At 62.4% G+C, this 26,380-nt stretch carries 23 protein-coding genes; 8 read left to right on the top strand and 15 right to left on the bottom strand.

Translation table 11 applies throughout. The features are described 5' to 3' along the window. Nucleotides 1–102 precede the first annotated feature (102 nt). The 9 genes from WDB88_RS16310 to WDB88_RS16270 all read right to left on the bottom strand — a co-directional run bounded on the left by WDB88_RS16310 (nucleotide 103) and on the right by WDB88_RS16270 (nucleotide 9,871). Entirely contained in the window at nucleotides 103–2,118 is a 2,016-nt protein-coding gene (locus tag WDB88_RS16310) for a TonB-dependent receptor (protein ID WP_339110037.1), read from the bottom strand. A 90-nt stretch (nucleotides 2,119–2,208) separates the two neighbouring features. After that, nucleotides 2,209–3,021, bottom strand: a complete 813-nt coding sequence (locus WDB88_RS16305) for a heme ABC transporter ATP-binding protein (protein ID WP_339110036.1) — start codon at nucleotides 3,019–3,021, stop codon at nucleotides 2,209–2,211. Between the two features lie 2 nt (nucleotides 3,022–3,023). Continuing rightward, entirely contained in the window at nucleotides 3,024–4,082 is a 1,059-nt protein-coding gene (locus tag WDB88_RS16300; RefSeq protein WP_330629647.1) for an iron ABC transporter permease, read from the bottom strand. Between the two features lie 41 nt (nucleotides 4,083–4,123). Next, entirely contained in the window at nucleotides 4,124–4,993 is an 870-nt protein-coding gene (locus tag WDB88_RS16295) for an ABC transporter substrate-binding protein (protein ID WP_339110035.1), read from the bottom strand. Then, nucleotides 4,990–6,051, bottom strand: coding sequence for a ChuX/HutX family heme-like substrate-binding protein (locus tag WDB88_RS16290; protein WP_339110034.1), 1,062 nt, complete (start codon nucleotides 6,049–6,051; stop codon nucleotides 4,990–4,992). The genes WDB88_RS16295 and WDB88_RS16290 overlap by 4 nt, the downstream gene beginning before the upstream one ends. A gap of 179 nt (nucleotides 6,052–6,230) precedes the next feature. Then, nucleotides 6,231–6,677, bottom strand: a complete 447-nt coding sequence (locus tag WDB88_RS16285; protein ID WP_339110033.1) for a hypothetical protein — start codon at nucleotides 6,675–6,677, stop codon at nucleotides 6,231–6,233. Nucleotides 6,678–6,825: 148 nt separating this feature from the next. After that, on the bottom strand, nucleotides 6,826–7,014 hold the full coding sequence (locus WDB88_RS16280; RefSeq protein ID WP_330629571.1) for a hypothetical protein: 189 nt from the start codon (nucleotides 7,012–7,014) through the stop codon (nucleotides 6,826–6,828). A 275-nt stretch (nucleotides 7,015–7,289) separates the two neighbouring features. After that, nucleotides 7,290–9,359, bottom strand: coding sequence for a TonB-dependent receptor (locus tag WDB88_RS16275; RefSeq protein WP_339110032.1), 2,070 nt, complete (start codon nucleotides 9,357–9,359; stop codon nucleotides 7,290–7,292). Between the two features lie 104 nt (nucleotides 9,360–9,463). Continuing rightward, nucleotides 9,464–9,871: a hypothetical protein gene (locus tag WDB88_RS16270; protein WP_339110031.1), complete on the bottom strand. Its 408-nt coding sequence runs from the start codon at nucleotides 9,869–9,871 to the stop codon at nucleotides 9,464–9,466. 214 nt (nucleotides 9,872–10,085) lie between these two features. On the opposite strand from WDB88_RS16270, the gene WDB88_RS16265 reads away from it, so the two are divergent. Then, entirely contained in the window at nucleotides 10,086–11,171 is a 1,086-nt protein-coding gene (locus tag WDB88_RS16265) for an AbrB family transcriptional regulator (RefSeq protein ID WP_330629646.1), read from the top strand. Nucleotides 11,172–11,190: 19 nt separating this feature from the next. Here WDB88_RS16265 and htpX read toward each other — a convergent pair whose 3' ends face one another. The 4 genes from htpX to WDB88_RS16245 all read right to left on the bottom strand — a co-directional run bounded on the left by htpX (nucleotide 11,191) and on the right by WDB88_RS16245 (nucleotide 15,482). Continuing rightward, the gene (gene htpX / locus WDB88_RS16260) at nucleotides 11,191–12,168 is read right to left on the bottom strand and encodes a zinc metalloprotease HtpX (RefSeq protein WP_330629568.1); all 978 of its coding nucleotides are present in this window, start codon (nucleotides 12,166–12,168) and stop codon (nucleotides 11,191–11,193) included. A 316-nt stretch (nucleotides 12,169–12,484) separates the two neighbouring features. After that, a complete protein-coding gene (locus WDB88_RS16255; RefSeq protein WP_330629566.1) occupies nucleotides 12,485–12,895 on the bottom strand; it encodes a hypothetical protein in 411 nt (136 codons plus the stop codon). A gap of 169 nt (nucleotides 12,896–13,064) precedes the next feature. Continuing rightward, nucleotides 13,065–13,715, bottom strand: a complete 651-nt coding sequence (deoC, locus tag WDB88_RS16250) for a deoxyribose-phosphate aldolase (RefSeq protein WP_339110030.1) — start codon at nucleotides 13,713–13,715, stop codon at nucleotides 13,065–13,067. A gap of 54 nt (nucleotides 13,716–13,769) precedes the next feature. Continuing rightward, the gene (locus WDB88_RS16245) at nucleotides 13,770–15,482 is read right to left on the bottom strand and encodes a mechanosensitive ion channel domain-containing protein (protein ID WP_339110029.1); all 1,713 of its coding nucleotides are present in this window, start codon (nucleotides 15,480–15,482) and stop codon (nucleotides 13,770–13,772) included. A gap of 118 nt (nucleotides 15,483–15,600) precedes the next feature. On the opposite strand from WDB88_RS16245, the gene WDB88_RS16240 reads away from it, so the two are divergent. The 5 genes from WDB88_RS16240 (at nucleotide 15,601) to sulP (ending at nucleotide 21,229) form a co-directional block, all read left to right on the top strand. Next, on the top strand, nucleotides 15,601–16,281 hold the full coding sequence (locus WDB88_RS16240; protein WP_339110028.1) for a Crp/Fnr family transcriptional regulator: 681 nt from the start codon (nucleotides 15,601–15,603) through the stop codon (nucleotides 16,279–16,281). A 100-nt stretch (nucleotides 16,282–16,381) separates the two neighbouring features. Beyond that, entirely contained in the window at nucleotides 16,382–16,576 is a 195-nt protein-coding gene (locus WDB88_RS16235) for a DUF2892 domain-containing protein (RefSeq protein ID WP_339110027.1), read from the top strand. Nucleotides 16,577–16,610: 34 nt separating this feature from the next. Next, entirely contained in the window at nucleotides 16,611–17,495 is an 885-nt protein-coding gene (locus WDB88_RS16230) for an MBL fold metallo-hydrolase (protein ID WP_330629560.1), read from the top strand. Nucleotides 17,496–17,746: 251 nt separating this feature from the next. Continuing rightward, the gene (locus WDB88_RS16225; protein WP_339110026.1) at nucleotides 17,747–19,426 is read left to right on the top strand and encodes a TIGR01244 family sulfur transferase; all 1,680 of its coding nucleotides are present in this window, start codon (nucleotides 17,747–17,749) and stop codon (nucleotides 19,424–19,426) included. Nucleotides 19,427–19,495: 69 nt separating this feature from the next. Continuing rightward, on the top strand, nucleotides 19,496–21,229 hold the full coding sequence (sulP, locus tag WDB88_RS16220; RefSeq protein ID WP_330629645.1) for a sulfate permease: 1,734 nt from the start codon (nucleotides 19,496–19,498) through the stop codon (nucleotides 21,227–21,229). A 76-nt stretch (nucleotides 21,230–21,305) separates the two neighbouring features. On the opposite strand, the gene WDB88_RS16215 is transcribed toward sulP, so the two are convergent. Further along, nucleotides 21,306–22,577: a glycosyltransferase gene (locus tag WDB88_RS16215; protein ID WP_339110025.1), complete on the bottom strand. Its 1,272-nt coding sequence runs from the start codon at nucleotides 22,575–22,577 to the stop codon at nucleotides 21,306–21,308. Nucleotides 22,578–22,618: 41 nt separating this feature from the next. Then, the gene (locus WDB88_RS16210; protein WP_339110024.1) at nucleotides 22,619–24,208 is read right to left on the bottom strand and encodes a hypothetical protein; all 1,590 of its coding nucleotides are present in this window, start codon (nucleotides 24,206–24,208) and stop codon (nucleotides 22,619–22,621) included. A 153-nt stretch (nucleotides 24,209–24,361) separates the two neighbouring features. Here WDB88_RS16210 and WDB88_RS16205 point away from each other — a divergent pair, with 153 nt between their 5' ends. Then, nucleotides 24,362–25,333: a glycosyltransferase gene (locus tag WDB88_RS16205; RefSeq protein ID WP_330629555.1), complete on the top strand. Its 972-nt coding sequence runs from the start codon at nucleotides 24,362–24,364 to the stop codon at nucleotides 25,331–25,333. A gap of 3 nt (nucleotides 25,334–25,336) precedes the next feature. Then, nucleotides 25,337–26,320 carry a glycosyltransferase gene (locus tag WDB88_RS16200; protein WP_339110023.1) on the top strand — a complete coding sequence of 328 codons (984 nt, stop codon included), beginning with the start codon at nucleotides 25,337–25,339 and terminating at the stop codon, nucleotides 26,318–26,320. Nucleotides 26,321–26,380: the final 60 nt, after the last annotated feature.

Raw genomic sequence — 26,380 nt, 5'->3', positions numbered from 1 at the left:
TATGCGCACCACTCATAAGGTCTACAGAGTGATGCGCCCATTGCAGCAATCGGGCCCGCCCCCGTCTGAAGCCCCGAACCCCGTCCGGCGGGCCGCGCCGCGTCAGAAGGTTTTCGACAGCGTCAGACGGACATCGCGCCCCGCTTCGGGATAGGAGGCACTGCTGGTGGTATATTGGCGGATATACTGCTTGTCGAAGATGTTATCGACCGCGAAATCGACCCGCAGCCCCTCCAGACGGCCCTGCGCAACCGTATAACCCACGGCCAGATCGTTCACGCCCCAGCCTGCCTGTTCGACACCGTCAATCGTCTGTGCCCGCCCTGCCCGCAGGGTCCAGCTCAGATCCCAGCCAGAGGCGAACTGACGGCCCAAGGTCAGCCGCGCCTGATCGGTCAGCGCATAGTTATACGCGCTATATGCCGACAGGCTGTCATTGCTGTAGTCATTGTAGAAACTGGTGGTCAGGCTGGCCTGCGCATAGACCCCGTTTGCCAGCCGGTATTGCAGCGCCGCTTCCAGACCCGCGCTGCGCAGGTCTTGATAGGTCGTGCTGGGATAGGCATTATTGTCATCGATATCAGTCCGGTAAAGCCCGATGGACGCCGTCATCTGGTCGCCCTGCTGCAGCGCGTTGGTTGACTGCTGCTTTACGCCAATCTCCCACGAACGGCTCTTGGACACCGTCTCCCCCCAATAGGTGCCATCCGCCCATTGGCGGCCCGCATATTCGGGAAGGGCCAAGGCTTCCGAATAGGTGAAAGAGCCATAGAGGCGCAGATCATGGCCAAGCCCTTTCTCGAACCCCGCCCCCAGACTGCGCGCGGTGCTTGACATATCCGCCAGCGCGGCACCGGTATTGGAGGACAGATCGCTCAGCCGCTGATGCTCGATCCGCCCGCCCAGCGACACCGTCAGATCACGCCCGAAATCCATCTCGTCAATAGCAAAAAGGGCGGTGCGGCGCGAGGTGCCCTCGCCCGCGACGCCGCGCATGATCCCGTCATGTTCCTGCCGGATCAGCGCCACGCCGCCCCGCAGCCTATGCTGGATCGCGCCGGTGGAGAATTGCGCGGTATTGGTTGCCTGCAGCGTATCGGTATCGACCGTATAGCTGCCCGAAAAGGCAAGGGACGCCCCGCCCAGCCCCTCAATGTCGAACTCCTGCCGCGACTGGGAATAGCTCAGCTTGAAATCCACCAGCGGATTGGCCTCCGGCTGGTAGCTATAGGCGACCGAGGCCACATGGCCATCGCGGGTCCGGTTGACATTGCCGAAGGCCGCAATCTCGGACGAGGTGGCAAAGGGCACATTCTGCTGCACGCTTTCGGACCTGTCATAGGTAAAGGTCAGCGCCTGCTCATTTGCGGCCCCGAAGCGGTAGCGCCCCTTCAGCAGATAGGAGGGCACGTTATAGGCCCCCAGATCGATCTCCTCGCCCTTGCCATCCTTGCTGTTATCCTTGGCGCTGCGGGCATAGCTTGCCAGAAAATCGACGCTTTCATTGGGGGCCCATGCCAGCGTGGACGCCGTTTTCCACCCCTCGCCATTGGAGCTGGCCCCCAGCACCTGACGATAGCGGAACCCGCCTTCCGCACCGGTCAGGTCACGGCCATTGATCGTCTCCATCGCGATGGTGCCCCCCACGATCCCCGAGCCGTATTCCAGCGAGGCCAGTGGCCCCTTGAGCACGGAAACCGATTTCAGCAGGGCCGGATCGACCGCCTGTCCGCTGGAATTGCGATAGATCGAGCTGCCCGCAATCGAGATGCCGTCCAGCGCATAGACCACCTGCTGCGAACTGGGCATGGCGGCATTCCCGCCGAAATTGCGGATCGAGATATTGGAGGTCAGCAGATCGTTCTCGCGCGTGACCGACACGCCGGGCACCGATGCCACCGCCTCGGCCACCGACTGGACCTGACGGTGCGCCATGTCCTGTGCGGTGACACGCTCGGTCGCCGGTGCGCCCGCGGGCGCCTGCGACATATCCTCGACGCGGATCGTCTCCAGCAGAACGGGGTCGTCCTCCTGCGCCATTGCCTGCGGCGCGAATGCCACCATCATTATCAGCCCCAAAGCGGTGCTTCTGTGCCAAGGCTGTGTCGAACAGGCCATATCTGTCTCTCCATAGGGTCCGCCTTTTCTGCGGCGGTATTGCTGTTTCGGCTGGCGATGGCTGGCCTTCAGGATCATCGGGGGACGGCGTTAGCGGTCCCGTGCGGTTTGCGGCAACAACCAGGGCCGTCCGTCCTGCGGCGCGGTATTGATGCGCAACGGGCAGCCGTAGCAAGCACTGAGATCCCCATCGGTCAGCACCGCCTGCGGCGGCCCCTGCCGGTAAATCCGGCCCTGCGACATCAAGGCGATCTGGTCGGCAAACATCGATGTCAGATTGAGGTCATGCATCACCGCCACCACACCGCCGCCTGCATCGGCAAAGTCGCGCGCGATCTGCATGATGGAAAGCTGATGGCCGATATCGAGCGCCGAGACCGGTTCATCCAGCAGGAGCCAGCGCGGCTGTCCCTCATGCATAGGGTGCCAGATCTGCGCCAGAACGCGCGCCAGCTGTGCCCGCTGGCGTTCGCCCCCCGACAGTTCCTGCACCAGCCGCCCGCCATAGCCCGCCAGCCCCACGCGCCGGATCGCCGCCTCGACGATCCCCAAAGGGCCGGTCCCCTCTGCCCCCTGTTCGGCGATATGGCGGCTCAGCCCCGCGCCCAGCCCCAACCGGACCAGCTCGAACACGGTAAAGGGAAAAGCCACCTGCCCCGATTGCGGCAGCACCGCCCGCCAGCTTGCCTGCTCGGCGGGGCGCAGGGCAGAAAGCGCCCTGCCATTCAGATACACCTGCCCCTGATGGGACAGCTCCCCCGCGAGACAGCGCAAGAGGGTCGTCTTGCCTGACCCGTTCGGGCCGACAATGGCCGTCACCGCAGCAGGTCGGGCCTGAAAACTGACCCTCTCAAGCACCTGCCGCCTGCCGAATTGCACCGAAACCGTTTCTGCCACCAGCATGATCAGACATCCACCAAGGCGCGATTGCGCAGCAGGATCCACAGGAAAAACGGTCCGCCCAAGGCGGCTGTCACAATCCCGATCGGCAATTCCGCCGGTGCGATCACCACGCGGCTCAGGCAATCGGCAAGCAAAAGGGTGATCGCGCCCAGCAGGGCGGCATTGGGCAGCAGAAACCGGTGTGCAGGCCCCTGAACCAGCCGCAGCAAATGCGGCACCACAATCCCGACAAAGCCGATCCCGCCGGTCAGCGCAACAGAGGCCCCCACCGTGGCCGCCACCAGCACGATGGCCCGCCGCTTCAGCCGCTGGGGATCAACCCCCAGATGCACGGCCACCGCCTCGCCCAAAGACACCGCATCCAGCCCGCGCGCCAGAGCGGGGGCCAGACAGAGCCCCGCCAAGATCACCGGCGCGGCCACCACCAGCTTGGCCCAGCTGGCCCCCGCCACCGATCCCATATTCCAGAAGGTCAGATCGCGCAGCTGGCTGTCGCTGGCGCGATACACCAGCACTCCGGTCAGCGCCCCCGTCAACGCGCCAAGCGCGATGCCCGCCAGCAGCAGGGTCGCGACCGAGGTCCGCCCGCCCTGTGTGGCAATCCGATACAGCACGAAGGTCGACAGCCAGCCGCCCAGAAAGGCCGCCACAGGGGTCAGCCCCGCGCTTGCAGGCCCGAGCAGCGCAACCGGCAGCAGCCCGCCCAGCACAATGGCCGCCACCGCCCCGAGCCCGGCCCCCGCAGAAACCCCGACCAGCCCCGGATCGGCCAGAGGGTTGCGGAAAAGACCCTGCATCACGGTGCCCGACACCGCCAACGCCGCCCCCACAAGCGCCGCCGTCACCATGCGCGGCAGGCGGATGTTCCAGATGATCAGACTGTCGCGGGGATCGGCCACACCCAGCCCTGCCTTGGCGGCGAGAACGCCCAGCACATCGCTGGCCCCTGCCGCCCCCAGATGCAGCGACAGCGCCATCACCCCGATCAGGGTCGCGCATAATCCCAGCCCGAGCAGACGGGCACGGAGATGCCGGTCCCCCGCAGGGCGCGGCGCAGCCATGCGCCACCGGCCCGAAACGGCCCCGAAGCCACAGCGCAGGATCATTGCGGTGCAGCCGCGGCCAGAAGGTCGTGCCGCAAATGCGCGGCCATCTCGGCGGTGCGCGGCCCGAAGGCCAAGGCCGCAGGCGCGATCCGCACCAAGGCCTGCCGCTGCCCTGCCGGTGTGCCCGCCAAGGCCGCATTGCGCCAGAGATCGGCCGCAGGGGCGTCCATCTCGGGGCGGCCGGTATGATCAAGCATCACGACGATATCGGGGGCGGCCTGCAGGATCGCCTCGTCCGACACAAGGCGATAGCCCGTATAAGCGTCCGCCATCACGTTCTCCGCACCCGCAAGGCGCAGGATCCCGTCGGCGCCGGTGCCGGCCCCTGCCACATTCAGCCGTCCGGCCTGATCGGACAGCACGAACATCACCCGCGGATGCGGGCCTTGGGCCACCATATCGGCCAGCTGTGCAAAGACCGCCTGCTGCGAACGGGCCAATGCGTCGGCCTGTGGCGCACGCCCCAGCGCCGCCCCGATCAGACGGATATTGTCCAGCACCTGTGCCGGATCGAACCCGCCTTCCAGCGTCACAAGCGGCAGGCCGGTGGCGCGCAACTGCTGCAGCGTTTCCGGCGGTCCCGCCCCCGCCTGCAAGAGGATCAGATCGGGCGTCACCGACAGCACGCCCTCGGGCGAAAGCTGGCGCATATAGCCGATATCGGGCAAAGACAGCACCTCGGGCGGGAAACGCGATGTGCTGTCACGCGCCACCACCTGATCCCCCGCCCCCAGCGCGAAGACAAATTCTGTCGCCGCATCGCCCACCGGCAGAATACGTGCGGGCTCTTGCGCCTGAGCCGCCCTGACACAGACCAAGGCGACGCTGACCAAGGCGAGAACGGCGGCCCGTAGCTTCCGGCTCATTCTGCGGCCTCGGCGGAACAGGAGGGCAGCGCATCCAGCAGATGATGCCATTGCGCCAGATCGTCGCTGTCACTCTCGCGCTCGCCAAAGCACTGGAAGATCAGCTCGCCCGCCGCATCGAAAGCCTCCAGCGACACCGCCAGACCGCGACGGGTCGGCTTTTCGACCACATAGCATTCCGCAATATGATCGCCGCGCAGATGCAGGTTGAACCTTTCATCCAGCACATTCAGCCACGGTCCCAGCGGGCGGACATTGCGGATTGCGCCCCAATGAATCTGGATATGCCCACGGTTGCCGACGAAAAAGATCACCTTCTGGCCCGTCATCGACAGATCCCGCAACCAGCCGCCGACCGATGCCGGATCCACCGCGCGCACGAAGGGATGGCCAGCCATACGATAGGCCCCCAGACGGTTCATGCCCAACCTGTGGGTGAGCCGGTTGAACTGATGGGTGTCGGTCATCTCCTGCCAGCCCGCAATCAGCGCGGGCCGCTTGGCCGGATCGCCCTTGGGGCCTTCGGGGGCGGGCAGCGGCAGCGGTGCCAGCTCGGTGGCGGGGTCGGGCAGGCGCAGCCGGTCAACCAGCGGCTGCCATGCCGCAAGCTGCGATTGTGCCAAGAGGTAGATCTTCTGTAGCGCCTCGCCATAGAGATCATAGAACTGCAAAGAGCGGCGCGGACCTTCGGGACGAAGCTCGGTCACGGCAAAGCCATAAGCCCAGTATTTGGGAAAGATCCGCGTGTCGATCTCGCGGCCCAGAACCATCGCGGCATGAGGCCCCGCCTTATAGGTGCCAAAGCGCCCGACGCGTTCATGCACGCAAGACCCGTTGCGTGTCAGCGTCATGACCTCGCCCAGATCGGGCAGAAGCGGCATGACCTCGTCGGGATGGGCCGTGATGGGAGAGGCCGCATAATCCCCCGGCACATCCAGCGCCGCCCCGATATGGGCGGCCACGAAAGCGGCCTCGGACAGGCCAAGCTCTGCCGCCATATCCCGTTGCCGTTTGCCCGACGCCTTGCGGAAGTCCCGAATACTCTGCACCGTTCGCATGATATCCCTCATGTGAAAATATCGGGCTCGCAATCAATATGCTGGCGGTTTCATCTGGAAAAGGACGGGATCAGGCGCCGGACATGGGGAAAAATTCCCATGCCCCATCAGGGGCGCCCCCCAAGGCGAAATAAAGCGCATACAGAAAAGACGGCCTCTGCGCGCCAAGCCGGTCTGCCTTATAGGGCGGCAGGTTTCGGCAGCAGAGCGGCCAGACGTGCCGCCGTTTTCACGATCTGCTCATGGGCATTGGCTTCCGACAGGAAAATCGCGAACGGCTCGGCATTGGCGGGCTTGCCCTCCCAATGGGCCGCAACCACCCGCAGCAGATAATTCTCCAGCGGATTGATCTTATGCGCGCAGCAGTCGCAATCGGGATTGCCATAGCGCATCGGTGACTTGCGCGCCGTCAGCACCCGATCCATCAGCACGGCCATATCGGCGAACACCTCGGCCCCCTTGCCACGCCCCCAGATCTTCTGGGCAAAAGCCAACCCCCGCAACCAGCCATTTTTGGGCGGATTATCAAGACTTTGCATCTGCAACCGGAACAATCGCAGCAACTCGGCCTGCGGAAACTCTGCTTGGGTCTGATCCGAATGGTGGGTGCTTTGGATATGTGACAAGATCTGTGACTCCATTGTTGCGGGCAGAACTTGACAAAAATACTCGGAAAAATCAAGAGACGATTTCCTTGCGGCGGAGAAAACGAAAAAGGCCCCCGCGAACGGAGGCCTTTTATAGGCATTTCAATACCTTAAAGAAGAACGCGGATCATTCTTCCTCGAAATGGCCGCACCAGTCATCGGTTTTCACAACCGGCCAGAGGCCATGCGAGGAGGCTTCCGGCTGCGACACCGGCGGGTTGAAACGGCACAGACCCGCATCATCGGCGGCTGCAACGGTTTCGGAATTGGTTTTGTGGTCTTCGAAGAAGGCGCAATCGGCGCAGGACTTGCTCATGATATTTCCTCTCCTTTTTATGGCGGTCCGGACAGGACGCGGCCTTGCATAGGGGAAATATATGGCACAAAAAATAAAAGTCAACAAAAACAAATACTTGAGTGTAAATGTCAGGGATAGAAACCCGACCATTTCACTTGCAAAACGTCACCCAATCCCCAAGCCGCACGCCCATAAGAACCGCTTTGAGATGCCCCCCGAAGGCAAAGACAGGGAGATGTGGGCCCATCCCCCTGCCTGCCCTTACAAACGCCCCATCAGGAGGCGATTGCAGATCAGAATGTCATCTGCACCGACAGATACGCCGTCCGGCCCGGCTCGTTGACGCGGGGAACGGTGGTGTCGAACACGCTTTTGCGGTTGAGATGGCGGGCATAGGTTTTGTCCAACAGGTTATCCACCCCGCCCATCAGGCGCACATTATCGCGCAACTGGTAGCTGCCGAACAGATCCAGCGTCGCCCAGCCCGCGGTTTTGCCCGGATCGATCGACGGGTCGATCCGGTTCTGGCGGCTGGCCCAGTTCACCCGCGCCCCTGCCGACCACAGATCGGCGGACCATGTCGCGCTCAGGCTGCCCGATAGCGGCGGGATCTGCGCCAAGGCCGTGTCATCGCTGGTATTCTCGCCATGCGTCCATGTCGCATCCCCTGCAAAAAGCCATGCGCCATAGCTGTAGCTTCCCAAGACCTCGACCCCCGAGAGGTCCGCCCCGACATTGCGATATTGGGTGCGCGAGCTGCCTGTCGAGGTCGTGACGATCTCTTGCAGGATATAGTCATCCACACGGTCATAGAAAGCGGACGCATTCAGCGACCAGTTCTCCCGCGTGGTCTGGAAACCGATATCCAGCTGGTTGTGCTTTTCCGGCGCGATATCGGGATTGCCGACATAGCTTGCAACCCCCATCGACCCGCGCGCCATCGCGCGTTCATTCGCATCCGCCGTGCGCACCGCCCGCGACAGGCCGATAAAGGCTTTGGTCTGCGCATCGAACTGGTGTTCGTACCGCAAGAGCCCGCCGACATTGTCCTCGCTGCGGGCATGATCATAGCTGGTGCCATACACCTCGGTGTAATAGTCGTTGGGCGAATAGCCATTGACCGACTGATCGGCCTTGCCCACATCGGCATGCACGTGATCATAGCGCAGCCCCGCCCTGAGCGTGTCGCTGGCGCTCAGCATGGTTTCGGTCTGCACATAAAGGCCGGTCTGGGCGATGGTGACATCGGGCCATGTCAGCGAATAGGGGCTGTCCAGGTCGATCATCGCCGAAGACATCGCCATATAGCCCAAGGCCGTGCGGGAATTGGACTGGTAGTCGATGCCGACCGTCGCTTTGGTGCGCCCGAAATCCAGCTTGCCTTCCAGTTTCCCCCCATGCGTATCCGAAGTGGTGGGCGACAGCATGGCCATATTTGTGGGGCTGCGGAGCGAGTAGTTATCCATCCGGTGATCGACATCCGACCGGTAGACCGAGCCTTCGATCCGCGTCAGCGGCCCGTAGCTGAGGTCGACACCGCCCCGCAGACGGATCGTTTCGGTTTTTGACAGCGGGCTGTCCATCGCCGCGCCTGCAAATTCGACATCCTCGGCACGGTCATGTTCGACATCCAGCGCCAGATCCACACCATTGTTCTTGTAACCCAGCGTAACGCCGGTGCTTTTCTGGGTATAGCCCGCGCGGACATCCCTGCCGCTGCCGTCCTTATAGTCATTGGCCGTCTTATACTCGCCCGAGGTTTCCAGATAGAACCCGTGCCCCAGATCGAAGGCCAGCGTGCCCGAAATCTCTTTCGCCTCGGAATTGCTGGACCCGCCAACCGTCAACGACCCCGAGACCTTCTTGCCCGCCTCGAATTCGGGGGCGTCGCGCTCCAGCCGCACCGTGCCTGCCGGTGCTCCCGGCCCGTTGGTCACACTGGAATAGCCCTTTTCCACCACGATCCGGTCCGCCCGGTAAAAGCTGGCAATCGAGGTAGGCGGGTCCATCCGGCTGGGGCAGCCGCCATAGGTAAACGAGCCCGCATCAATGATATTGATCTGGTTCTTCGACATGCCCCGCAAGATGATGTCGATCCCGTGCCCCCCCATACGCGACCCTTCGATGCCGGGAATGGTGGACATCAGCGCCCCGCCATCCAGCGCAGGTGCCGTGGCAAGGGCCTCCTTGTCGAGAGTGACGGTGGTGCCGTCGGTCTGCATCGCAGCCCCTTCGACATAGATCGTGTCCAGATCGACGGTTGTCGCGTCCTTCTTTGCGGTTTCCGCAAAGGCAGGCAGGGCAATGGAACAAAGCAAAAAGGCGGTCACGCTACGGCGTGCCGTGAAAGACAGAATAGTCATGGAGAAGCTCCGGAAAGTAACGAAACATGCACAAGGCGGCAACGCCCTGCTGCGCAAGACATCTTGAGGGCAGAGCCTGCCCTGTCAGCGGTTGTCAGTTGATATCACGCTACAGACGGAGGGCCACGGATCCACAGCCGCACAGGATGGGCCGCCGGAACGATCCCCGCCAGCCGCACGGGTCCGAAACCGATCCCCCGCGCCAGTGCCACGAAATCCGGCGGGCCGCCCAGAACCGGCAAGGCGGTCAGGCCAAGAACACAGAACGGACATTTCGCAGCCGCCCTGCCCTCGGTCTCGGGCAGATCGCGCACCGCGCCGGTGACCGGATCATAAGCCACACGATGCAGCCCCGCCCCGTCGCAGAGCTGCAAGATCACCTCATCGGCGCGCAGACTGGCATCGGGCAAGGCGGGCTGATAGGCAAATGCCACCTGCAGCCCCAGAAGCGACGCAAGAAGAACGGCCAGAATGCCGTGAAATCCCTTCCCGATATGCGCCGCTTTTTTCATGACGCGAAGTAATCGCGTCACCCGAATGTGATCAAGGGGGCGAAGGCATTCCGTGCCGCAACGTGACATCACAACCACAGGTAGAACGCCGCGCCCTTTTCTGTGCGCAAGAGGGGCCGCCCCTGCGCGGCGGATGGAATGGTCCGTCAGGCTGTCATGTTGCAAGATGGCCCGAGAAAAGAACGACCCACCCAAACGGGGCAGACCCAACGTGATGCAGACCACTCCGAGACAGGCAAGGCAGATCCTCCACTGGGCAGGGCTTGGGGCGGCCTGTATCCTCTCGGGCATTGTCCTTTCGGCACTGGCGGTGCCGGCAGGGCTGCTGATCGGGCCGATCCTTGTGGGGATGTGTTTCGGCCTGTCCGGCCATGTGCTGACCTTCAACCGTGACCTGCGGGCGCTGGCACAAGGGGCGACGGGAGTGCTGATTGCCACCAGCTACCGCCCCGACACCCTTGCCCGTCTTGGCGAGGTCTGGCCTCAGGCGCTGGCCACACTGGCGGGCACGATGCTGGTGGCGATCCTCGCAGGGGTGATTGTGGGACGGCTCGGGGTCATTGCCCGCGAAGAGGCGATCTGGGGGTTCCTGCCGGGCATGGCCAGCGCCGTCATCGCCATCAGCGAGGAACGCAATCTGGATGCACGGGCCGTTGCCATCATTCAGGTGCTCCGGATTCTGGTGGTCATCCTGTCGATGTCGGCACTGGCGGCGATTTTGCATATGACGGGCCTGCATGTGACGGACCTGTCCGATCCGGCCCAAGCAGCCCCCGCCCGAAGCACCCCGCACGGGCCGGTCTGGATCACATGTCTGCTGGTGGTGCTGGCCCCGCTGTCACAGCGCTTCCTGCGTTTTGTCCCCGCCGGAGGGATGATGGTGCCGCTGATTGCCGCCATCGCGCTGAAATCCGCAGGCGTTCCGGTCGGCATCCCCCACGAGATGCTGGTCGCCGCCTATCTGGTCATCGGCGCGAATGTCGGCCTGCGCTTCGACCGCCCCCTTCTGCGTCAGGCCGGTCGGGCCATGCCCGCAATCATCGGTGCGGCGATAGGGATGGTGCTGCTGGGCGGCGGGATCGGACTGGCTCTGGGCTGGACGGTCGGGCTCGACCCGCTCAGCGGGGTACTGGCCGCCGTGCCCGGAAGCATCGATGCCGTGGCCGCGCTCGCCTATTCCAGCAATGCCGATATGTCTTTCGTGATGACCTTGCAGATCCTGCGGCTGTTTGTCGTGCTGATTGCCGGACCGCCCCTTGCGGCTTGGGCCGCCCGACACTCCGCCCCGCGCCGCAGATAGCGGCGCAGGCCTGCACAGCTCAGGTCCAAGGGCTGTTTTTATCCCGCTGGCGGTTCACCTTGGGCAACGATGACGGGCGCGCTTGCAACGGGCTGGCGGCTTCGGCCGGACGAGGCGCCGTCGCGCGAGGCGCGCCAGAGCGTTCGCCCCGATCGCCCATCTGCACAGCCAGTTCCCGCAGCGCGGCCACACGGTTTTCTGTGGCGGGGTGCGTCGAGAACAGCTTGTCACGCCCGCCCCCGTGCAGCGGATTGATGATGAACATATGCGCGCTGGCCGGATTGCGCTCGGCGGTCAGGTTATCGACCTGCGCAGCCCCCTGCTGGATCCGCTGCAAAGCCGACGCCAGCCACAAAGGATGGCCACAGATCTGCGCCCCCTGCTTGTCGGCGGCATATTCCCGCGTGCGGGAAATCGCCATCTGCACCAGAGAGGCCGCCAGAGGGGCAAGGAACATCATCGCCAATGTCCCCACAATGCCCAGCCGGTTCTCGTCGCGGCTGCCACCGAAGAATAACGCAAAATTCGCCAGCATCGAAATTGCCCCCGCGAAGGTCGCGGTAATGGTCATGATCAGCGTGTCACGGTTCTTGATATGGGCCAGTTCGTGGGCCACCACGCCCGACAGCTCTTCGCGCGATAGCACGCGCATCAGACCCGTGGTCACCGCAACAGCGGCGTTCTCGGGGTTGCGCCCTGTCGCAAACGCATTGGGCTGGGGCGTGTCGATCAGATAGACCGCAGGCATCGGCAGGCCCGCATTGCGCGCCAGCCCCGCCACCAGCTCGGTCAGTCCCGACGGATCACGCGGACCGATAGGCTGGGCGTTATGCATCCGCAGCACCATCTTGTCGGAATTCCAGTAGCTGAACAGGTTCATCGCGGCGGCAATGGCCAATGCGATCACCATCCCCGTGCTGCCGCCAAGCAGATAGCCAAGGCCCAAAAACAGCGCCGTGACAGCGGCCATCAACATTCCGGTTTTTACATATCCCATTGCCTTGATCCTAATCCGGTCTCCTCTGGAGGGGTTCAACTGGATATAGGTGTCAAACCGGACGGCACAATGGGGCACAGGGATTACGCAGGACCGAAGGGGCGCAGGACCGGCGGGGCGCAGCGCCCTTCAGGCCGGTGGCCAAAGATATCGGCCGAATTTCGTTAGCGCGCTGTTGAATATTCCACAAACCCCGCCATCACATTGCCGAAGCAGAGGGGGGCGCCGGAATTGGAAGAAGGGCAACCCGAAACCGGATCACCCTTCCTCACTGGAGATGCACATCAGTGATGTGCAACGGTAGCGACGGAGCCGATTACGAACGGCCAGCGCCGCGATAGGGGCGCTCGATCGGCGCAACGGTATTGCGCGATGCGCCGGTTTCGATGAAGCGCGCTTCTTGGTCATCATCTGCGGTCGACATCGACACGAGTTCTGCCATCGAATATTTCGATGCATCAACGCCAAGCTGAGCTGCCAGCTGTGCTTTACCTTGAGAAACCGAGGTATTTTCCGAAGTACGGTTTTCGTGCTTCAGGAAGTAATTCGCGGTTTGCGTGTCGCCGTTGATTTTTGCATCGCGGATATTGGTCAATTCAGCGGTGGTGAAATCTGCGCCGTTCAGGCCGAGCTGCGCTGCGAGCTGTGCGTGACCTGCGGATTCTGCCGAAGCGATCCCTGCGGAAGCGGAAAGGGCAACAACGGCTGCGATAAGAACGTTTTTCATAGTCATCTCCAATGATTGCGGATGGCCTTTAGTGATTCAGGCCACCTGCCTAGTGATGACGCCCCTCTACGCCTGTGACTTTCACCGGTAAACGCTAGAAAGAAAGCAAGCTTATGTTTATATATGCACAGTCACAATTCTGTCATTTTAATGATTGATTCGAAATATATTAAGCGCCAATGATCGCGAGGCTCTTCGACGCGCCAATCCGGCTGGCCCCTGCGGCAATCATCGCCAGCGCCTCTGCGGTGGTCGAAATCCCACCCGACGCCTTCACGCCCATCTCCGGCCCCACCGTCTTGCGCATCAGCGAAACCGCCTCGATCGTGGCACCGCCGGAAGAAAACCCGGTGGAGGTCTTCACAAAATCCGCCCCCGCATCCTTGGCCAGATGGCAGCCCGTGGCGATCTGGGCGCCTGTCAGCAGGCAGGTCTCCAAGATCACTTTCAGACACAGAGGACCGCAAGCCGCTTTGACCGTTGCAATATCTTCACGCACGGCATCCAGATCTCCGTCGATCAGCGCACCGACAGGGATCACCATATCGATCTCCCGCGCGCCCTGCGCGATGGCCCAGCGGGCCTCTGCCGCTTTCACCTCGCTCGGGGAGGCGCCCAGAGGGAACCCCACAACGGTGCAGACCAGCACATCGCTTTGCGCCAGCGCCTTGACCGCGCGCGGCACATGCAGGGCATTCACACAGACGGATTTGAACCCGTGGCTGGCCGCCTCGGCACAGAGCGCGTCAATCTGCGCCGCCCGTGTCTCGGGTTTGAGCGCGGTATGGTCGATATAGGCTGCGATCTCTGCCGGGGTCATCGGAACTCTCCTGAAACTGTCTGCCCCAATCCTTGGCAGGCCCCCCGTGGCAGGTCAACTGCCGAGCGCAGCGCCCGTCTCCGGCGGGGGCGCGATCCGTGGAAAGACAGGTGTGGCCGCGCCATCAAGCTTTCGGGCCTCGGCCAGCAGCGCCTCGCGCAAATCACAAGACGTCGCCCAGCCGGTATTGGGGTCGTCACTTGGCACCAGAAACAGCACGGTCTGGCCCCAGATATCATGCTGCGTCACATAGACCCCACGGCTATCGGGCGCATCGCTCAACCCGTAATCGTCCAGCAGGCGGTGATAGGCCAGCCGCAGCGGCGCGACATCCGTGAGGTGATCAAGACGCAAAATCACCTCGAACAGGGTGAAATGCTCCTGCATGGTCCAGTTCTCGAAAGGCTCGGCCACGAAATCCACCACCGGCACCACAAGACGCTTGCCTGTCCAGACACGCAGCTGGACATAGGTGAAATTGATCCGCTCGACCGAGCAGACATAATCGCGGAACAGGATCTTGTCACCGATCCGCGCCGACTGGTTCATCGAGATCTGCAACGAGGCCATGATATTGGACAGGATATTGCGCGCGGCAAAAGCCAGCAGGATCCCGATGGTCCCTGCCGAGGCCAGAAGCGAGATCCCCAGCGACTGCATGACGCTGGCCTCGTTGAGGACAATCCCCACCCCCACCATCGCAATCAGCACAATCGCCCCGCGCCGCAAGGCCGATACGCGCGTGGCCATCGCGCGGCGCAGCTCCTGGCCTTCGCCGATGGCACTCAGTTCGGCCCCGTCAAAAGAGACCAGCCTCTCGATGATCACATCGGCGATATTGACGATCAGCCACAGCACCGCCGCCACCACACCCAGCACCACAAGCGGCGAGATCACCGTGTCGATCCGGCCAGAGAAGATGAACAACCGGTTCGAGATCATCGCCAGCGTGACGGTCATCACCAAAAGCACGACCGGCCCGCGCATCGCCACCAGGAACGAGGCGGGGGCCACGCGGCGGTTGCGGTGTAGCCCGCGCGACAGGAGCTTCTGCGTGATCCATCCGGCCAGTGCGGTGATCGCAATCGCCAGCGGCAAACCGATCGCCTCCCACCATTGCAGGCCCCAGACGGCCTCGCGGCGCAGAACGGATGGCAGCGCCTTTTCCAGTGCCGAGGGCGCATAGGCCTGTCCCAGAGCGGGCAGATTATCCACCGTCTGGCGCGACACGACCCAGACCGCCGCGCCGTTTTTCGGCTTGATACGGTTGATACGGATCGGCACCGGACGGTTACCCAGATCGACATACCATAGCAGGATGGAACGGCGCGGCTTGCCCGCCATAGGCGCATCCCCGACCGCACGTTCATCCAGCCCGTCAGGCCGGTCCCTGAGTGCATACCAGTCAATCACGATCTTCCGGTCGAGCAATGTCTTGAAATCGCGGGCAAGTTCCGGCCCCTTGGTCCGCTGTTCCATCTCGGGCACATCCGACAGATCCAGCATATGCGCCGCCGCCAGCCACTTGCCGTCATTGGCCTGTATCAGGAAGCTTTCCAAAGACGATCGCGGCGTGCTGCGGTCCAACCCGTCCGGCGGCGTGCCAAGACCGCGATTGAGCGCATCGGCCTCATACCATTCCGACGAGGCGCTTTCGGTTTGCTCGGCATATGCCGCGTGCGGCAGGGCCTGCGCCAGACAGACAAGCAGCAAAAACAGGCCAGCACAGCGAAGGGGGCGACGGAACAGCACGAGATAAGGCATCATTCCTGCCAACACCTCACGTCGCAAACGGTTCCCTGTCCCACAATCGCGGGGGCAAGGCTGGATTTCCCTAAGGTAGCTGACTAAAGATTACGCCATATAAAAGGGGGAGCCTTCCGACATGACTATCGAGACCACCGGCTGGATCGAGAAATTCGAAGGGTTGCGCCGCCTGCCCGAAGACATCAAATCCGTACTGATCGCAGGCAGTCAGGTGCTCAGCGTGCCCGCCGGCACCGAAATTTTCGCCCCCGGACAATCGGCCGACAACCTGCTTTTGCTGCTGGACGGCACAGTGCGGGTCCAGCAGAAATCCGAGACCGGTCGCGAGGTGATCCTGTATCGGGTCAATGCCGGTGAAAGCTGCGTTCTGACCACCGCCTGCATGCTGGCCTTCGAAGACTATGCCGCCGATGGCGTCGCGGAAACCGATGTCACCGCCGTGGCCATTCCGCGTGCGACCTTCGACGATCTGGCCGGACGCTCGTCCCTGTTCCGCGAGTTCATCTTCAAGGCCTATTCGCGCCGGATCACCGATCTGTTCACGCTGATCAATGACATCGTCTTCCAGCGGATGGATGTCCGGCTGGCGCAGCGCCTGCTGGAACTGGCGGATGCGACCGATACCATACGGGCCACCCACCAGCAGCTTGCCAACGAACTTGGCACCGCCCGCGAGGTGATCTCGCGGACGCTTTCGGAATTCCACCGGCGCGGCTGGATCGAACAGGCGCGCGGCGAGGTGCATCTGACAGGAAAGGTCGGGCTGGAACGTCTTGTTAAGGCTGCTGGCACAATTTAAGCGCGAAATTCATAGTTGTGTGACGAAGTCACCGTTACCCTGACACGCGCGGGTCTATGATCATGCATCTGCTCATCGGGAGGATATGATGACAAGAAATATGGGAAAAACGGATCGTGCCTTGCGGGTCATTGTCGCCGTAGTGCTTCTGGTTCTGGCCATAGCGGGGATACTCCCTGCCGGGCTCCTGAAGATTCTGGCCGTCATCGTTGCCTTGGTCTTCATCGTGACCTCGCTGATCGGGACTTGCCCGCTCTATACGATCGTGGGCATCCGCACCTGCCCGCGCTCCTGAAACCGCGACGCCCCCTGCACAAGGAACTATGCGCATGAATTATCCGACCGACATGTCCGTCACCCCCGAGGTCAAAGGCTTCTTCGACCCGGCGACCAATACGATCAGCTATATCGTCAAGGATCCGGCCAGCCAGTCCTGCGCCATTGTCGATAGCGTCATGGATATCGATTATGCCGCAGGCCGGATCAGCTATGAGCATGCCGATGAGCTGATCGCCTATGTCGAGGCGCAGGGGCTGAAGCTGGAATGGCTGATCGAGACCCATGTCCACGCCGATCACCTCTCGGCGGCCCCCTATATCCAGAAGAAACTGGGCGGCAAGCTGGGAATCGGGCGCCAGATCACCGTGGTGCAGGATACATTCGGCAAGGTCTTCAACGAAGGCACCGAATTCCAGCGTGACGGTTCGCAATTCGACAAGCTGTTCGAGGATGGCGACACCTATCAGGTGGGCGGCATGACCTGTTTTGCCATGCATACACCGGGCCATACGCCCGCCTGTATGGTGCATGTAATGGGCAACGCCGCCTTTGTGGGCGATACGCTCTTCATGCCCGATGGCGGCTCGGCGCGGGCCGATTTTCCGGGCGGCGATGCCGCGACCCTGTATGACAGCATCCAGAAAGTCCTGTCTCTGCCCGACGAGATGCGCCTGTTCATGTGCCATGATTACGGCCCCAATGGCCGCGAGATCCGCTGGGAAACCACAGTGGCCGAAGAGAAAGCGCATAACATCCATGTGGGCGCGGGCAAGACCAAGGAAGATTTCGTCAAGTTCCGCACCGAACGCGATGCGCAACTGGATATGCCCAAGCTGATCATTCCGTCGCTTCAGGTCAACATGCGCGGCGGGGACCTGCCGCCGCAGGACAAGGACGGCAAACGTTTCCTGAAGGTGCCGCTGAACGGGCTTTAACCCCCGCCGCCTTAAGTCTTGCATGGCCCCAGGCCTTGCACCGCCCGGTAGCGCGACAGCGACATGCGCGATCGGGAGAGGCAGGGCGGAGAACAGCGCGACGGGGAACAGCGCAACGGAGCCGCGTTTTGACAGGGCTGCGTTTTGACAGGCCCGCGCTTTGACAGGCCCGCAAGGGTCACGTTTTAAACCTCGGGGTTGGCTACGGCCTGCCCCCTTTTGACACTTTATTCCAAGGAGGAGGGAGATCTTTGGAAAAACACGAATTGACGCGTGGCCTGTCTGTCGGCCCGCAAATCACGGCGGAAGATATCGACACGCTTGCCGCCGCCGGTTTCCGCTCGATCATCTGTAACCGGCCCGATGCAGAAGGCGCAGACCAGCCCAACCATGACGAGATCGCGCGGGCGGCCAGCGCGAAGGGGCTGGAGTTCCGCTACATCCCCGTAACGCCCGGCATGGTGACGGAGGCCGATGCCGAGCAATTCGCCTCGGCGCTGACCACCCTGCCCGGCCCGACCTTCGCCTATTGCCGCACCGGCACGCGCTCGACCACGCTCTGGTCGCTGTCGCAGGCCAATGACCGCCCGCTGACCGAAATCCTCGCCCGCACCAAAGCGGCAGGGTACGACATGAACGGCGTTGCACGGCGCATCGCCAATGGCGGCAAAACCCCCACCGATACCGCAGATGCCAAATTCCAGATCGTGATCGTGGGCGCAGGCGCGGGCGGCATCGCGGTGGCCTCCAGCCTGAAGGCGCGACGTGCCGATCTGGAAATCGCCATCATCGATCCGGCAGATATCCATTATTACCAGCCGGGCTGGACGATGGTCGGCGGCGGCATTTTCGAGCCTGCCCAGACCGCCAAGACGATGGGCAGCCTGATCCCGCATGGCGTGAAATGGATCAAGGCGGCGGTGGCCGCTTTCGAACCGGAAAACAACGCCATCATCCTCGATGGGTGTCGTGTGGTGAAATATGACCGACTGGTGGTATGCCCCGGCCTCAAGCTGGACTGGGCCGGTATCGAAGGGCTGGAAGAGACGTTGGGGCGTAACGGGGTGACCTCGAACTACCGCTATGATCTTGCGCCCTATACCTGGCAGCTTGTGTCTTCGATGAAAGAAGGGCGGGCGCTGTTCACCCAGCCGCCGATGCCGATCAAATGCGCGGGGGCTCCGCAGAAGGCGATGTATCTTTCGGGGGATGCGTGGTTCAAACGCGGCGTCCTGAACAAGATCGACATCCAGTTCATGAATGCGGGAGGGGTGCTGTTCGGGGTGAAGGACTATGTTCCCGCCCTGATGAAATATGTCGAGAAATACGACGCGACGCTGAATTTCTTCCACAAGCTTGTCGCAGTCGACGGACAGGCGAAGACCGCCACGTTCGAGGTCACCAAGCCCGAGACCGAGACACAGACGATCACCACCGAATTCGACATGATCCATGTGGTTCCGCCGCAGACCGCGCCGGATTTCATCCGCGTCTCGCCTCTGGCCGATGCGGCAGGCTGGGTCGATGTGGATCAGGCGACGCTGCGGCATAGGACCTATGACAACATCTGGTCGCTGGGCGATGTGATGAATGCCCCCAATGCGAAAACCGCCGCCGCGGCCCGCAAACAGGCCCCGACAGTGGCCGAAAACATCATGTCCGATCTGATGGGCAAATCGGCACATGCCCAATATGATGGCTACGGGTCGTGCCCTCTGACCGTGGAACGCGGCAAGATCGTGCTGGCCGAATTCGCCTATGGGGGCGTGCTGAAACCCTCCTTCCCGAAATGGCTGCTGGACGGCACGCAACCCACGCGCGCGGCCTGGTTCCTGAAAGAGAAGCTGCTGCCGCCGATCTACTGGAAGGCCATGCTGCGCGGCCACGAATGGATGGCCAAGCCCGAGCCCCTTTCGGCCAAGTCCGAATAATTCAGGCCCAACCCGATGCTGCTGCGGACCGACAACCGGTCCGCAGCCATAGCGCAGGACCCCAAAGCCATGCCCTCTTTTTCCCGCTATCTGCCCATCCTGACCTGGGGCCGTGCCTATAACCGCACGGCTCTGTCCAACGATCTGGTCGCGGCCATTATCGTGACCATCATGCTGATCCCGCAATCGCTGGCCTATGCGATGCTGGCGGGGCTCCCTCCCGAAGCCGGCATCTATGCCTCGATCGCGCCGATCATCCTCTATGCGATTTTCGGCACAAGCCGCGCGCTTGCGGTGGGGCCGGTGGCGGTGGTTTCGCTGATGACAGCCGCCTCTATCGGCGAGATCGCCGCCAGCGGCACCGCAGGTTACGCGATTGCCGCCTTGACCCTTGCCCTGCTTTCCGGCCTCTTCCTGCTGGCCTTGGGGCTGTTCCGTCTGGGTTTCATCGCCAATTTCCTGAGCCATCCGGTGATTGCGGGCTTCATCACGGCCTCGGGCATCCTGATCGCCACCAGCCAGTTGAAACATGTGCTGGGGATCAAGGCCAGCGGTGCCACCCTCCCCGAGATGGTCACCGCACTTGTCGCACATCTGGGGCAGACCAACCCGATCACCCTGACCATCGGCGTCCTCAGCACCGCCTTCCTGTTCTGGGTCCGCAAGGGGTTGAAGCCGCTTCTGCGGCGGTTGGGTCTGGGTCCGCGACTGGCCGACATCCTGACCAAGGCCGGTCCCGTCGCCGCCGTTGTCATCACGACGCTCTGCACATGGGGGCTGGATCTGAACGCGCAGGGCGTGGCCATCGTCGGCAGCGTGCCGCAAAGCCTGCCGCCCCTGACCATGCCGGGCCTGTCCCCCGAATTGATCGGCCAGCTGGCGCTTCCGGCCATCCTGATCTCGATCATCGGCTTTGTCGAATCCGTTTCCGTGGCCCAGACATTGGCCGCGAAAAAGCGCCAGCGGATTGACCCCGACCAAGAGCTGATCGGCCTTGGCGCGGCCAATATCGGGGCCGCTTTCACCGGCGGCTATCCGGTCACCGGCGGCTTTGCGCGTTCGGTCGTCAATTTCGATGCAGGGGCCGAAACGCCCGCAGCAGGTGCGTTCACGGCAATCGGCCTCGGCATCGCGGCCATCGCGCTGACCCCGCTGGTCTATTTCCTGCCCAATGCCACGCTTGCCGCGACTATCATCGTGGCCGTGCTCAGCCTTGTCGATTTCTCGATCCTCAAGAAAACATGGCAGTATTCGCGCAAGGATTTCGTCGCCGTTCTGGTGACCATCCTGCTGACCCTTGCCGCAGGCGTCGAAATCGGTGTGGCGACAGGGGTGATCCTATCGATCGTGATGCATCTGCTGCACACCTCCAAACCGCATGTGGCAGAGGTCGGTCTTGTGCCCGGCACCGAGCATTTCCGCAATATCCGCCGCCACGAGGTCATCACCGAACCGAGCCTGCTGACCCTGCGGGTGGATGAAAGCCTGTATTTCGTCAATGCGCGCGTGCTGGAAGACCGCTTGCAGGACCGCCTTGCCAGCGCCCCCGAAATCCGCAACGTCGTGCTGATGTTCTCGGCGGTCAATAGCGTGGATTACTCGGCGCTGGAAAGCCTCGAGGCGATCAACCATCTGCTGAAAGAACGCGGGATCGGCTTCCATCTCAGCGAGGTCAAAGGCCCCGTGATGGACAGGCTGGCCACTGCGCATTTCCTGTCGGAACTGAACGGGCAGGTCTTCCTGTCGCAATATCAGGCATGGAAAACACTGGTGCCTGCCGCGCAAACGGCCGCCGCAGAATAGACGCTGACAGGCCGAAACACATGGCCTGCAAAGCGTGGCGCCCTGCCCGTTCGGGGCGCCATGCCTGCCGGAAGGATCAGGGGCGCAGACCCGTGGGAAGCGCCTCCGCTAGAGAGCCTTCGATCACCTGCCCAAGCCATTTCGCCTCTTTTTCAAGGTCGAATTCGGCGCAGACCTTGCGGCGGCCCTCTTTTCCCATCTGCGCCCGCAGGGCCGGATCGGCCAGCAGGCGATCCAGCCGGTCGGTCAGGCTTTCCAGATCCCCCGCCGGAATCGTAAAGCCGGACACCCCGTCTTCCACCAACTCGCCCACACCCGCCACGCGGCTGGCGATCACCGGAAGTTGGGAGCCCATCGCCTCCATCAGCGTGACCGGCACCCCTTCGGCAAAAGAGGCCAGCACCAGCATATCGGCACGGCGCATATGGTCGGCCACCGCATCCGAAGGCTGATACCCCCAGAACTTCACCCGCTCGGCCACCCCCATCGTGCGGGCCATCGTCTCGCAATAACTCCGCTCCGGCCCGTCACCGATAATCGACAGGGTCGCCTCGGGATGCGTATCCCTGAGCCGCGCGAAGGCCTCGATCAGAAGCGGCACGCCCTTGATGGCCGCCAGACGCCCGACAAACAGGATTTCCTGCCCCGCTTCTTTCGGCGTGGACGGGGTCTCGGGCGGGGTCTCATGCCCATAGAGCGCGGGGAAGATACCGCAATGGACGATTTTCAGCTTCGACCAATGCTCGGGCTTGGAAAAATACATTGCCTGCGAGCGGCAGAAATGGCTGATGCAGGACACAAAGCGCGCCCGCGCGATCTTGGCATCAATGCGCCACCAGCGCGGCTCGTAGAAAATGGCGGGGCCATGCATGGTCACCGAGAAGGGGATGCCCGACAGCTCGGATGCCAGCATCGCCACCGAACAGCTGGAATTGGCAAAATGGTTATGCAGATGACGCACGCCTTTGGCCTGCAGATGCTGCGCCAGAATGGCCGCTTCAAGGAAGTAGAACCCTTGCCAAAGCGCCGCTTTCACCCCCGGCGGGCGGGTTTTCCATGCCAGCCTTGCGGTGCGCAACCAAGCTTTCGCATCGCGTTTCAACGCCCAGACCTGCGCCCCCAGAACCTTGGCAGGCGATTTGATCGCATCGAAAATGGCAAAGGTTGCCGCCTGCTCGCGGATCTGGTCCTCCCCGACAACATCACGGGCCGCCGTGCGCCGGACCGAACAGGTATGCACCTGCCACCCCTCATCGCGCAGCGCGGCAATCTCGCGCTGGATAAAGGTATGCGAGACCTTCGGATATTCGCCGGTCAGGTAGGCAATGGGAGGACGGGTATGCGTCATGAGAAATTCCAAAATGAGCGAGTGGGGAGGGAAAGGCCGCCTCAGGAGGTGACGGCCGGCCGGTTCAACCGGCCCTTCTTGCGCGTCGGTTTGGCCGGAACATCGGGGGCTATGTCGAAATCGGCATCGCGCTTGTGATACAGGCGGCGTTCCCGCGGTGAAAGATGCGAGGCCATCTCGGTTTGGCGGGCCTGATCATAGCGGACCCAGAGCGCCCCGCTCAGAAGCCAGATCGGCGCGACCAGCGACGAATTCGGGATGAGGTCGATCATATTCGCCGCCATGACCACCATCATCCCTATATCGATCGTATCGAGCCTGAGTTTGCGATAGGAAAAGGCACAGAGGATGACCGGCAGACAGATGAAGCCGAACAGGCTGAGATACCCGATCCAGCCATATTGGCCGATGATAATGATCCAGATCCCGTCGGTAATGGTGCTTGGCTTGCCCGTTTCAGGGTTGAACAGCAGGTTCCGGCCCCAGCCGCCCCACCCCGCCAGAGGTTTGAGATTGGCATGCGCCAGCAATTCGTCTTCATTGCGCAGGCGGAATTCCAGTGAGGCGGCCCGTTCGGGCGCATAGGGCGCAATCGTCTCGGCCACGCTTTCGGTGGGCACGAGGTTTGTGCCGCGCACAATCGGATAGCATAGCACCAACGCCGCGATGATGCCTGCCATCACCGCCTGCATCCCGCGCGAGCCGACCAGCAGGATCGGCAGCAGCAGCACGGTAATCAGCAGCGCGCCGGTATTCTTGGATAGGTAGAGTGCGACCAACAGCCACAGCGACACCAGCAACCAGCGCAGGCGCGACTTGCCATTGTCACTGGCCCGCGCCAGCGTCGCCGCCGCCAGCACCGCCATCGACATGAAAATCCCCACCCGCAGACCATGCGCAAGGAACACGATGGGCCGCCAGCCGCCATTGCGGTAATGCTGCCGGAAGTCATGCGCAAAGAAGCCATAAATCCAAGTGCTTAGCTGGGGGCTCATGCGGATTTCAATGAGGATTGCCACGGTATAGAGCAGCCCGCCGAAAACGATGGTCCGCAACAGCCAGATCTGCCCCTGACGGTCTGTCACCAGCTTCAACCCGACAAAGAACGGCAGCAGAAGACAGGCCAGATTGCGGGTATAGGCCGCAACGTCATAGGGCCGGATGCCCGGAAGATAGGTCAGGCCGTCTACAATCGGAGCGCGATTTGTCAAATAGGTGATCACCGGCGAAATCAGCAGGAAAACCGTCGCCAAAATCAGCATCAGCCGAACTTTTGTGCGGGGCTTTTTCAGCAGGAAGGCCTGACGTTTCTTTGCAATCGGCGACGCGACGCCCTCGCCCGTCTTTTCGGCAACCGGTGCCAGTGCGGCTTCGTGCCGCGCCGCACGCCGCGCCATGAAGATCTCGTTTTTCTTCACATAGTGATAGACGATCAGCACCGCCAGAGACGGGACAATGGACTTGTTTATGTTGGGAATAACCGGAAAATTCAGGTTTGGCCGCTCCGGCAGGAGCAGATAGCCCCAGATCACGGCACCGATTGCGGCCTTGGTTGCGGGGTAACGCTTGAACAGCTGCCATGTAATGAGCGGCCAGACAAAAAGCATGAAGTAGGCAAAGAGGTTGGGCATCGGCGCTCGTGTGCTGACTCAAGGACTTGCAGAATGTGCGTCTATCTTTGGCAGAGTTTTGCACGTGCCTCAATCGCACAGTGCATCCTTTCTTGTCCCTGCCCCCCAGATCGGTCATGATCAACGCAAAGTTGATTAAGGAAATGGATTCCTGTGTCTGATATTGCTGTCATTGTCGTCAATTACGGTACCGCCGACCTTTCAGCCGCTGCCGTGCAAAGCGTGCTCGAGCATTCGCATGGGGGGCGGACGGTCGAGGTGCATCTGGTCGATAACGCCTCGCCCGGCGATGATGCGCAGGTCTTTGCGCGCCTGCATGCCGAGCGGAACTGGGGATCGCAGGTCACCTTATGGCCCGAAACCGAAAATCACGGCTTCGGACGGGGTAACAATGTCGTGCTCGACACATTACTGGCACGCCCCGCCTCTGAACGCCCGCGCTATGCTTTCCTGCTGAACCCCGATGCCACGCTCGAAAACGAGGCGCTGTCGATCATGGCGGATTTCCTCGACGCGCATCCGCAGGCCGGAGCGGCAGGCGCCAAGATCGCCAAACCCTCGGGAGAGCCGGTTTCGGCGGCCTTCCGGTTCTTTTCGCCGACGGCAAGCTTCGTGCATGCGGTCAATTTCGGCCCGCTGGCCCGCGCCTTCCGCAACCACGAGGTCGCCCTGCCCCCTGACACTCCTGAAGGCGAGGTGGATTGGGTCTCCGGGGCTGCGGTGATGTTCCCGCTTGCGGTGCTTGAAAAGGTGGGCACTTTCGATCCCGAATTCTTCCTCTATTTCGAAGAGACGGAATTGATGCACCGCATTCGCGCGCATGGCTATCAGGTCTGGCATCTGCCGCAGGCACGGGTGCTGCATGCCGAAGGGGCCGCGACCGACGTGCGCTCGAACGAGGCCGTGCGCAAAGCCAAGCCGGGATATTGGTATCGGTCGTGGCTTTATTACCACCGGAAATGTCAGGGACGCGGCGGAGCCTTGCTGACGGGGTTGGCCTGGATGGCGGGGGCTGCGCTCAACGCGCCGCTGGCCAAATTGCGCGGCCAGAAACTGCATGCGCCGCTGCATTTCTTCCGTGATTTTTCGGCCCAGGTGATGTGGCCCTTGCTTCGGGGACGCTGATCCATGCCGGAAAGATTTGCCGCGATTGTCATCGGGCGCAACGAAGGCGAACGCCTGCTGCGCTGTCTGGCCTCACTGGAAGGGGCGATGCCGTTGATCTATGTCGATAGCGGCTCGACGGACGGCTCCCGCGAGGCCGCGCGCGCGCGCGGTGTGGAAGTCGTCGAACTGGATCTGACCCAGCCCTTCACCGCAGCACGGGCCCGCAATGCGGGGCTGGAGCGGCTGCGCGCGATTGCCCCGGATGCCGCCTTCGTGCAACTTGTCGATGGCGATTGCGAGATCCGCAGCACATGGATCGAGACAGCCCGGAGTTTTCTGGAAACCCGACCGGAGGTCGCCGTGGTCTGTGGCCGCCGCCGCGAACGCTTTCCCGAGGCGACCCCCTATAACGCCCATTGCGATCGGGAATGGGATACCCCTGTTGGCGAGGCCCGCGCCTGTGGCGGTGATGCGCTGATGCGTGTTCAGGCCCTGTCCGAGGTTGGCGATTACAACCCGACCCTGATTGCGGGCGAAGAGCCGGAGATGTGTGTCAGGCTGCGTAAGGCGGGGTGGAAAATCTGGCGGATTGACGCCGAAATGACATGGCATGATGCGGCCATGACGCGGTTCGGGCAGTTCTGGAAGCGGGCGCGCCGCGCCGGTCATGCCTATGCCGAAGGGGCCTATCTGCACGGAGCGGCCCCCTATCATCACAATGTCGCACAAACGCGGCGGGCTCTGCTATGGGGGCTGTATCTGCCTCTCGCACTCCTGCTTGGCGCGCTGCTTCTCAGCCCATGGATCGTGTTGGGCTTTCTGATCTACCCCGTGCAGATCCTGCGACTGGCGCGTAAGGAAACGGCGCGTTACGGCAGCCTGCGCACGGCCCTCGAACATGCCGCCTTTCTGACCATCGGAAAGGTCCCCGAAGCCATCGGGATCTGCGAGTTCCATCTGCGGCGCCTGACCGGCAAACGGGCGGGCATCATGGAGTATAAATAGTTCGCCTTGTGCCTCCTCCTCCCCTTTCAAAACGAGATCTTCACCATGACCGGAAGCGAC

The sequence above is a fragment of the Thioclava sp. GXIMD4216 genome (assembly GCF_037949285.1).
Classification (GTDB): domain Bacteria; phylum Pseudomonadota; class Alphaproteobacteria; order Rhodobacterales; family Rhodobacteraceae; genus Thioclava; species Thioclava litoralis.
This window is presented reverse-complemented; position numbering and strand designations above follow the sequence as displayed.

What these genes read in the sequence shown, in the direction of transcription:
- WDB88_RS16240 (WP_339110028.1), top strand. Translation starts at nt 15,601, where the DNA reads ATGACTATCGAGACCACCGGCTGGATCGAGAAATTCGAAGGGTTGCGC.
- WDB88_RS16245 (WP_339110029.1), bottom strand. Translation starts at nt 15,482, where the DNA reads ATGATGCCTTATCTCGTGCTGTTCCGTCGCCCCCTTCGCTGTGCTGGC.
- htpX (WP_330629568.1), bottom strand. Translation starts at nt 12,168, where the DNA reads ATGGGATATGTAAAAACCGGAATGTTGATGGCCGCTGTCACGGCGCTG.
- WDB88_RS16265 (WP_330629646.1), top strand. Translation starts at nt 10,086, where the DNA reads ATGCAGACCACTCCGAGACAGGCAAGGCAGATCCTCCACTGGGCAGGG.
- WDB88_RS16235 (WP_339110027.1), top strand. Translation starts at nt 16,382, where the DNA reads ATGGGAAAAACGGATCGTGCCTTGCGGGTCATTGTCGCCGTAGTGCTT.
- WDB88_RS16210 (WP_339110024.1), bottom strand. Translation starts at nt 24,208, where the DNA reads ATGCCCAACCTCTTTGCCTACTTCATGCTTTTTGTCTGGCCGCTCATT.
- WDB88_RS16255 (WP_330629566.1), bottom strand. Translation starts at nt 12,895, where the DNA reads ATGAAAAACGTTCTTATCGCAGCCGTTGTTGCCCTTTCCGCTTCCGCA.
- WDB88_RS16270 (WP_339110031.1), bottom strand. Translation starts at nt 9,871, where the DNA reads ATGAAAAAAGCGGCGCATATCGGGAAGGGATTTCACGGCATTCTGGCC.
- WDB88_RS16275 (WP_339110032.1), bottom strand. Translation starts at nt 9,359, where the DNA reads ATGACTATTCTGTCTTTCACGGCACGCCGTAGCGTGACCGCCTTTTTG.
- WDB88_RS16290 (WP_339110034.1), bottom strand. Translation starts at nt 6,051, where the DNA reads ATGCGAACGGTGCAGAGTATTCGGGACTTCCGCAAGGCGTCGGGCAAA.
- WDB88_RS16200 (WP_339110023.1), top strand. Translation starts at nt 25,337, where the DNA reads ATGCCGGAAAGATTTGCCGCGATTGTCATCGGGCGCAACGAAGGCGAA.
- WDB88_RS16215 (WP_339110025.1), bottom strand. Translation starts at nt 22,577, where the DNA reads ATGACGCATACCCGTCCTCCCATTGCCTACCTGACCGGCGAATATCCG.
- WDB88_RS16280 (WP_330629571.1), bottom strand. Translation starts at nt 7,014, where the DNA reads ATGAGCAAGTCCTGCGCCGATTGCGCCTTCTTCGAAGACCACAAAACC.
- deoC (WP_339110030.1), bottom strand. Translation starts at nt 13,715, where the DNA reads ATGACCCCGGCAGAGATCGCAGCCTATATCGACCATACCGCGCTCAAA.
- WDB88_RS16305 (WP_339110036.1), bottom strand. Translation starts at nt 3,021, where the DNA reads ATGCTGGTGGCAGAAACGGTTTCGGTGCAATTCGGCAGGCGGCAGGTG.
- WDB88_RS16295 (WP_339110035.1), bottom strand. Translation starts at nt 4,993, where the DNA reads ATGAGCCGGAAGCTACGGGCCGCCGTTCTCGCCTTGGTCAGCGTCGCC.
- WDB88_RS16310 (WP_339110037.1), bottom strand. Translation starts at nt 2,118, where the DNA reads ATGGCCTGTTCGACACAGCCTTGGCACAGAAGCACCGCTTTGGGGCTG.
- sulP (WP_330629645.1), top strand. Translation starts at nt 19,496, where the DNA reads ATGCCCTCTTTTTCCCGCTATCTGCCCATCCTGACCTGGGGCCGTGCC.
- WDB88_RS16230 (WP_330629560.1), top strand. Translation starts at nt 16,611, where the DNA reads ATGAATTATCCGACCGACATGTCCGTCACCCCCGAGGTCAAAGGCTTC.
- WDB88_RS16300 (WP_330629647.1), bottom strand. Translation starts at nt 4,082, where the DNA reads ATGGCTGCGCCGCGCCCTGCGGGGGACCGGCATCTCCGTGCCCGTCTG.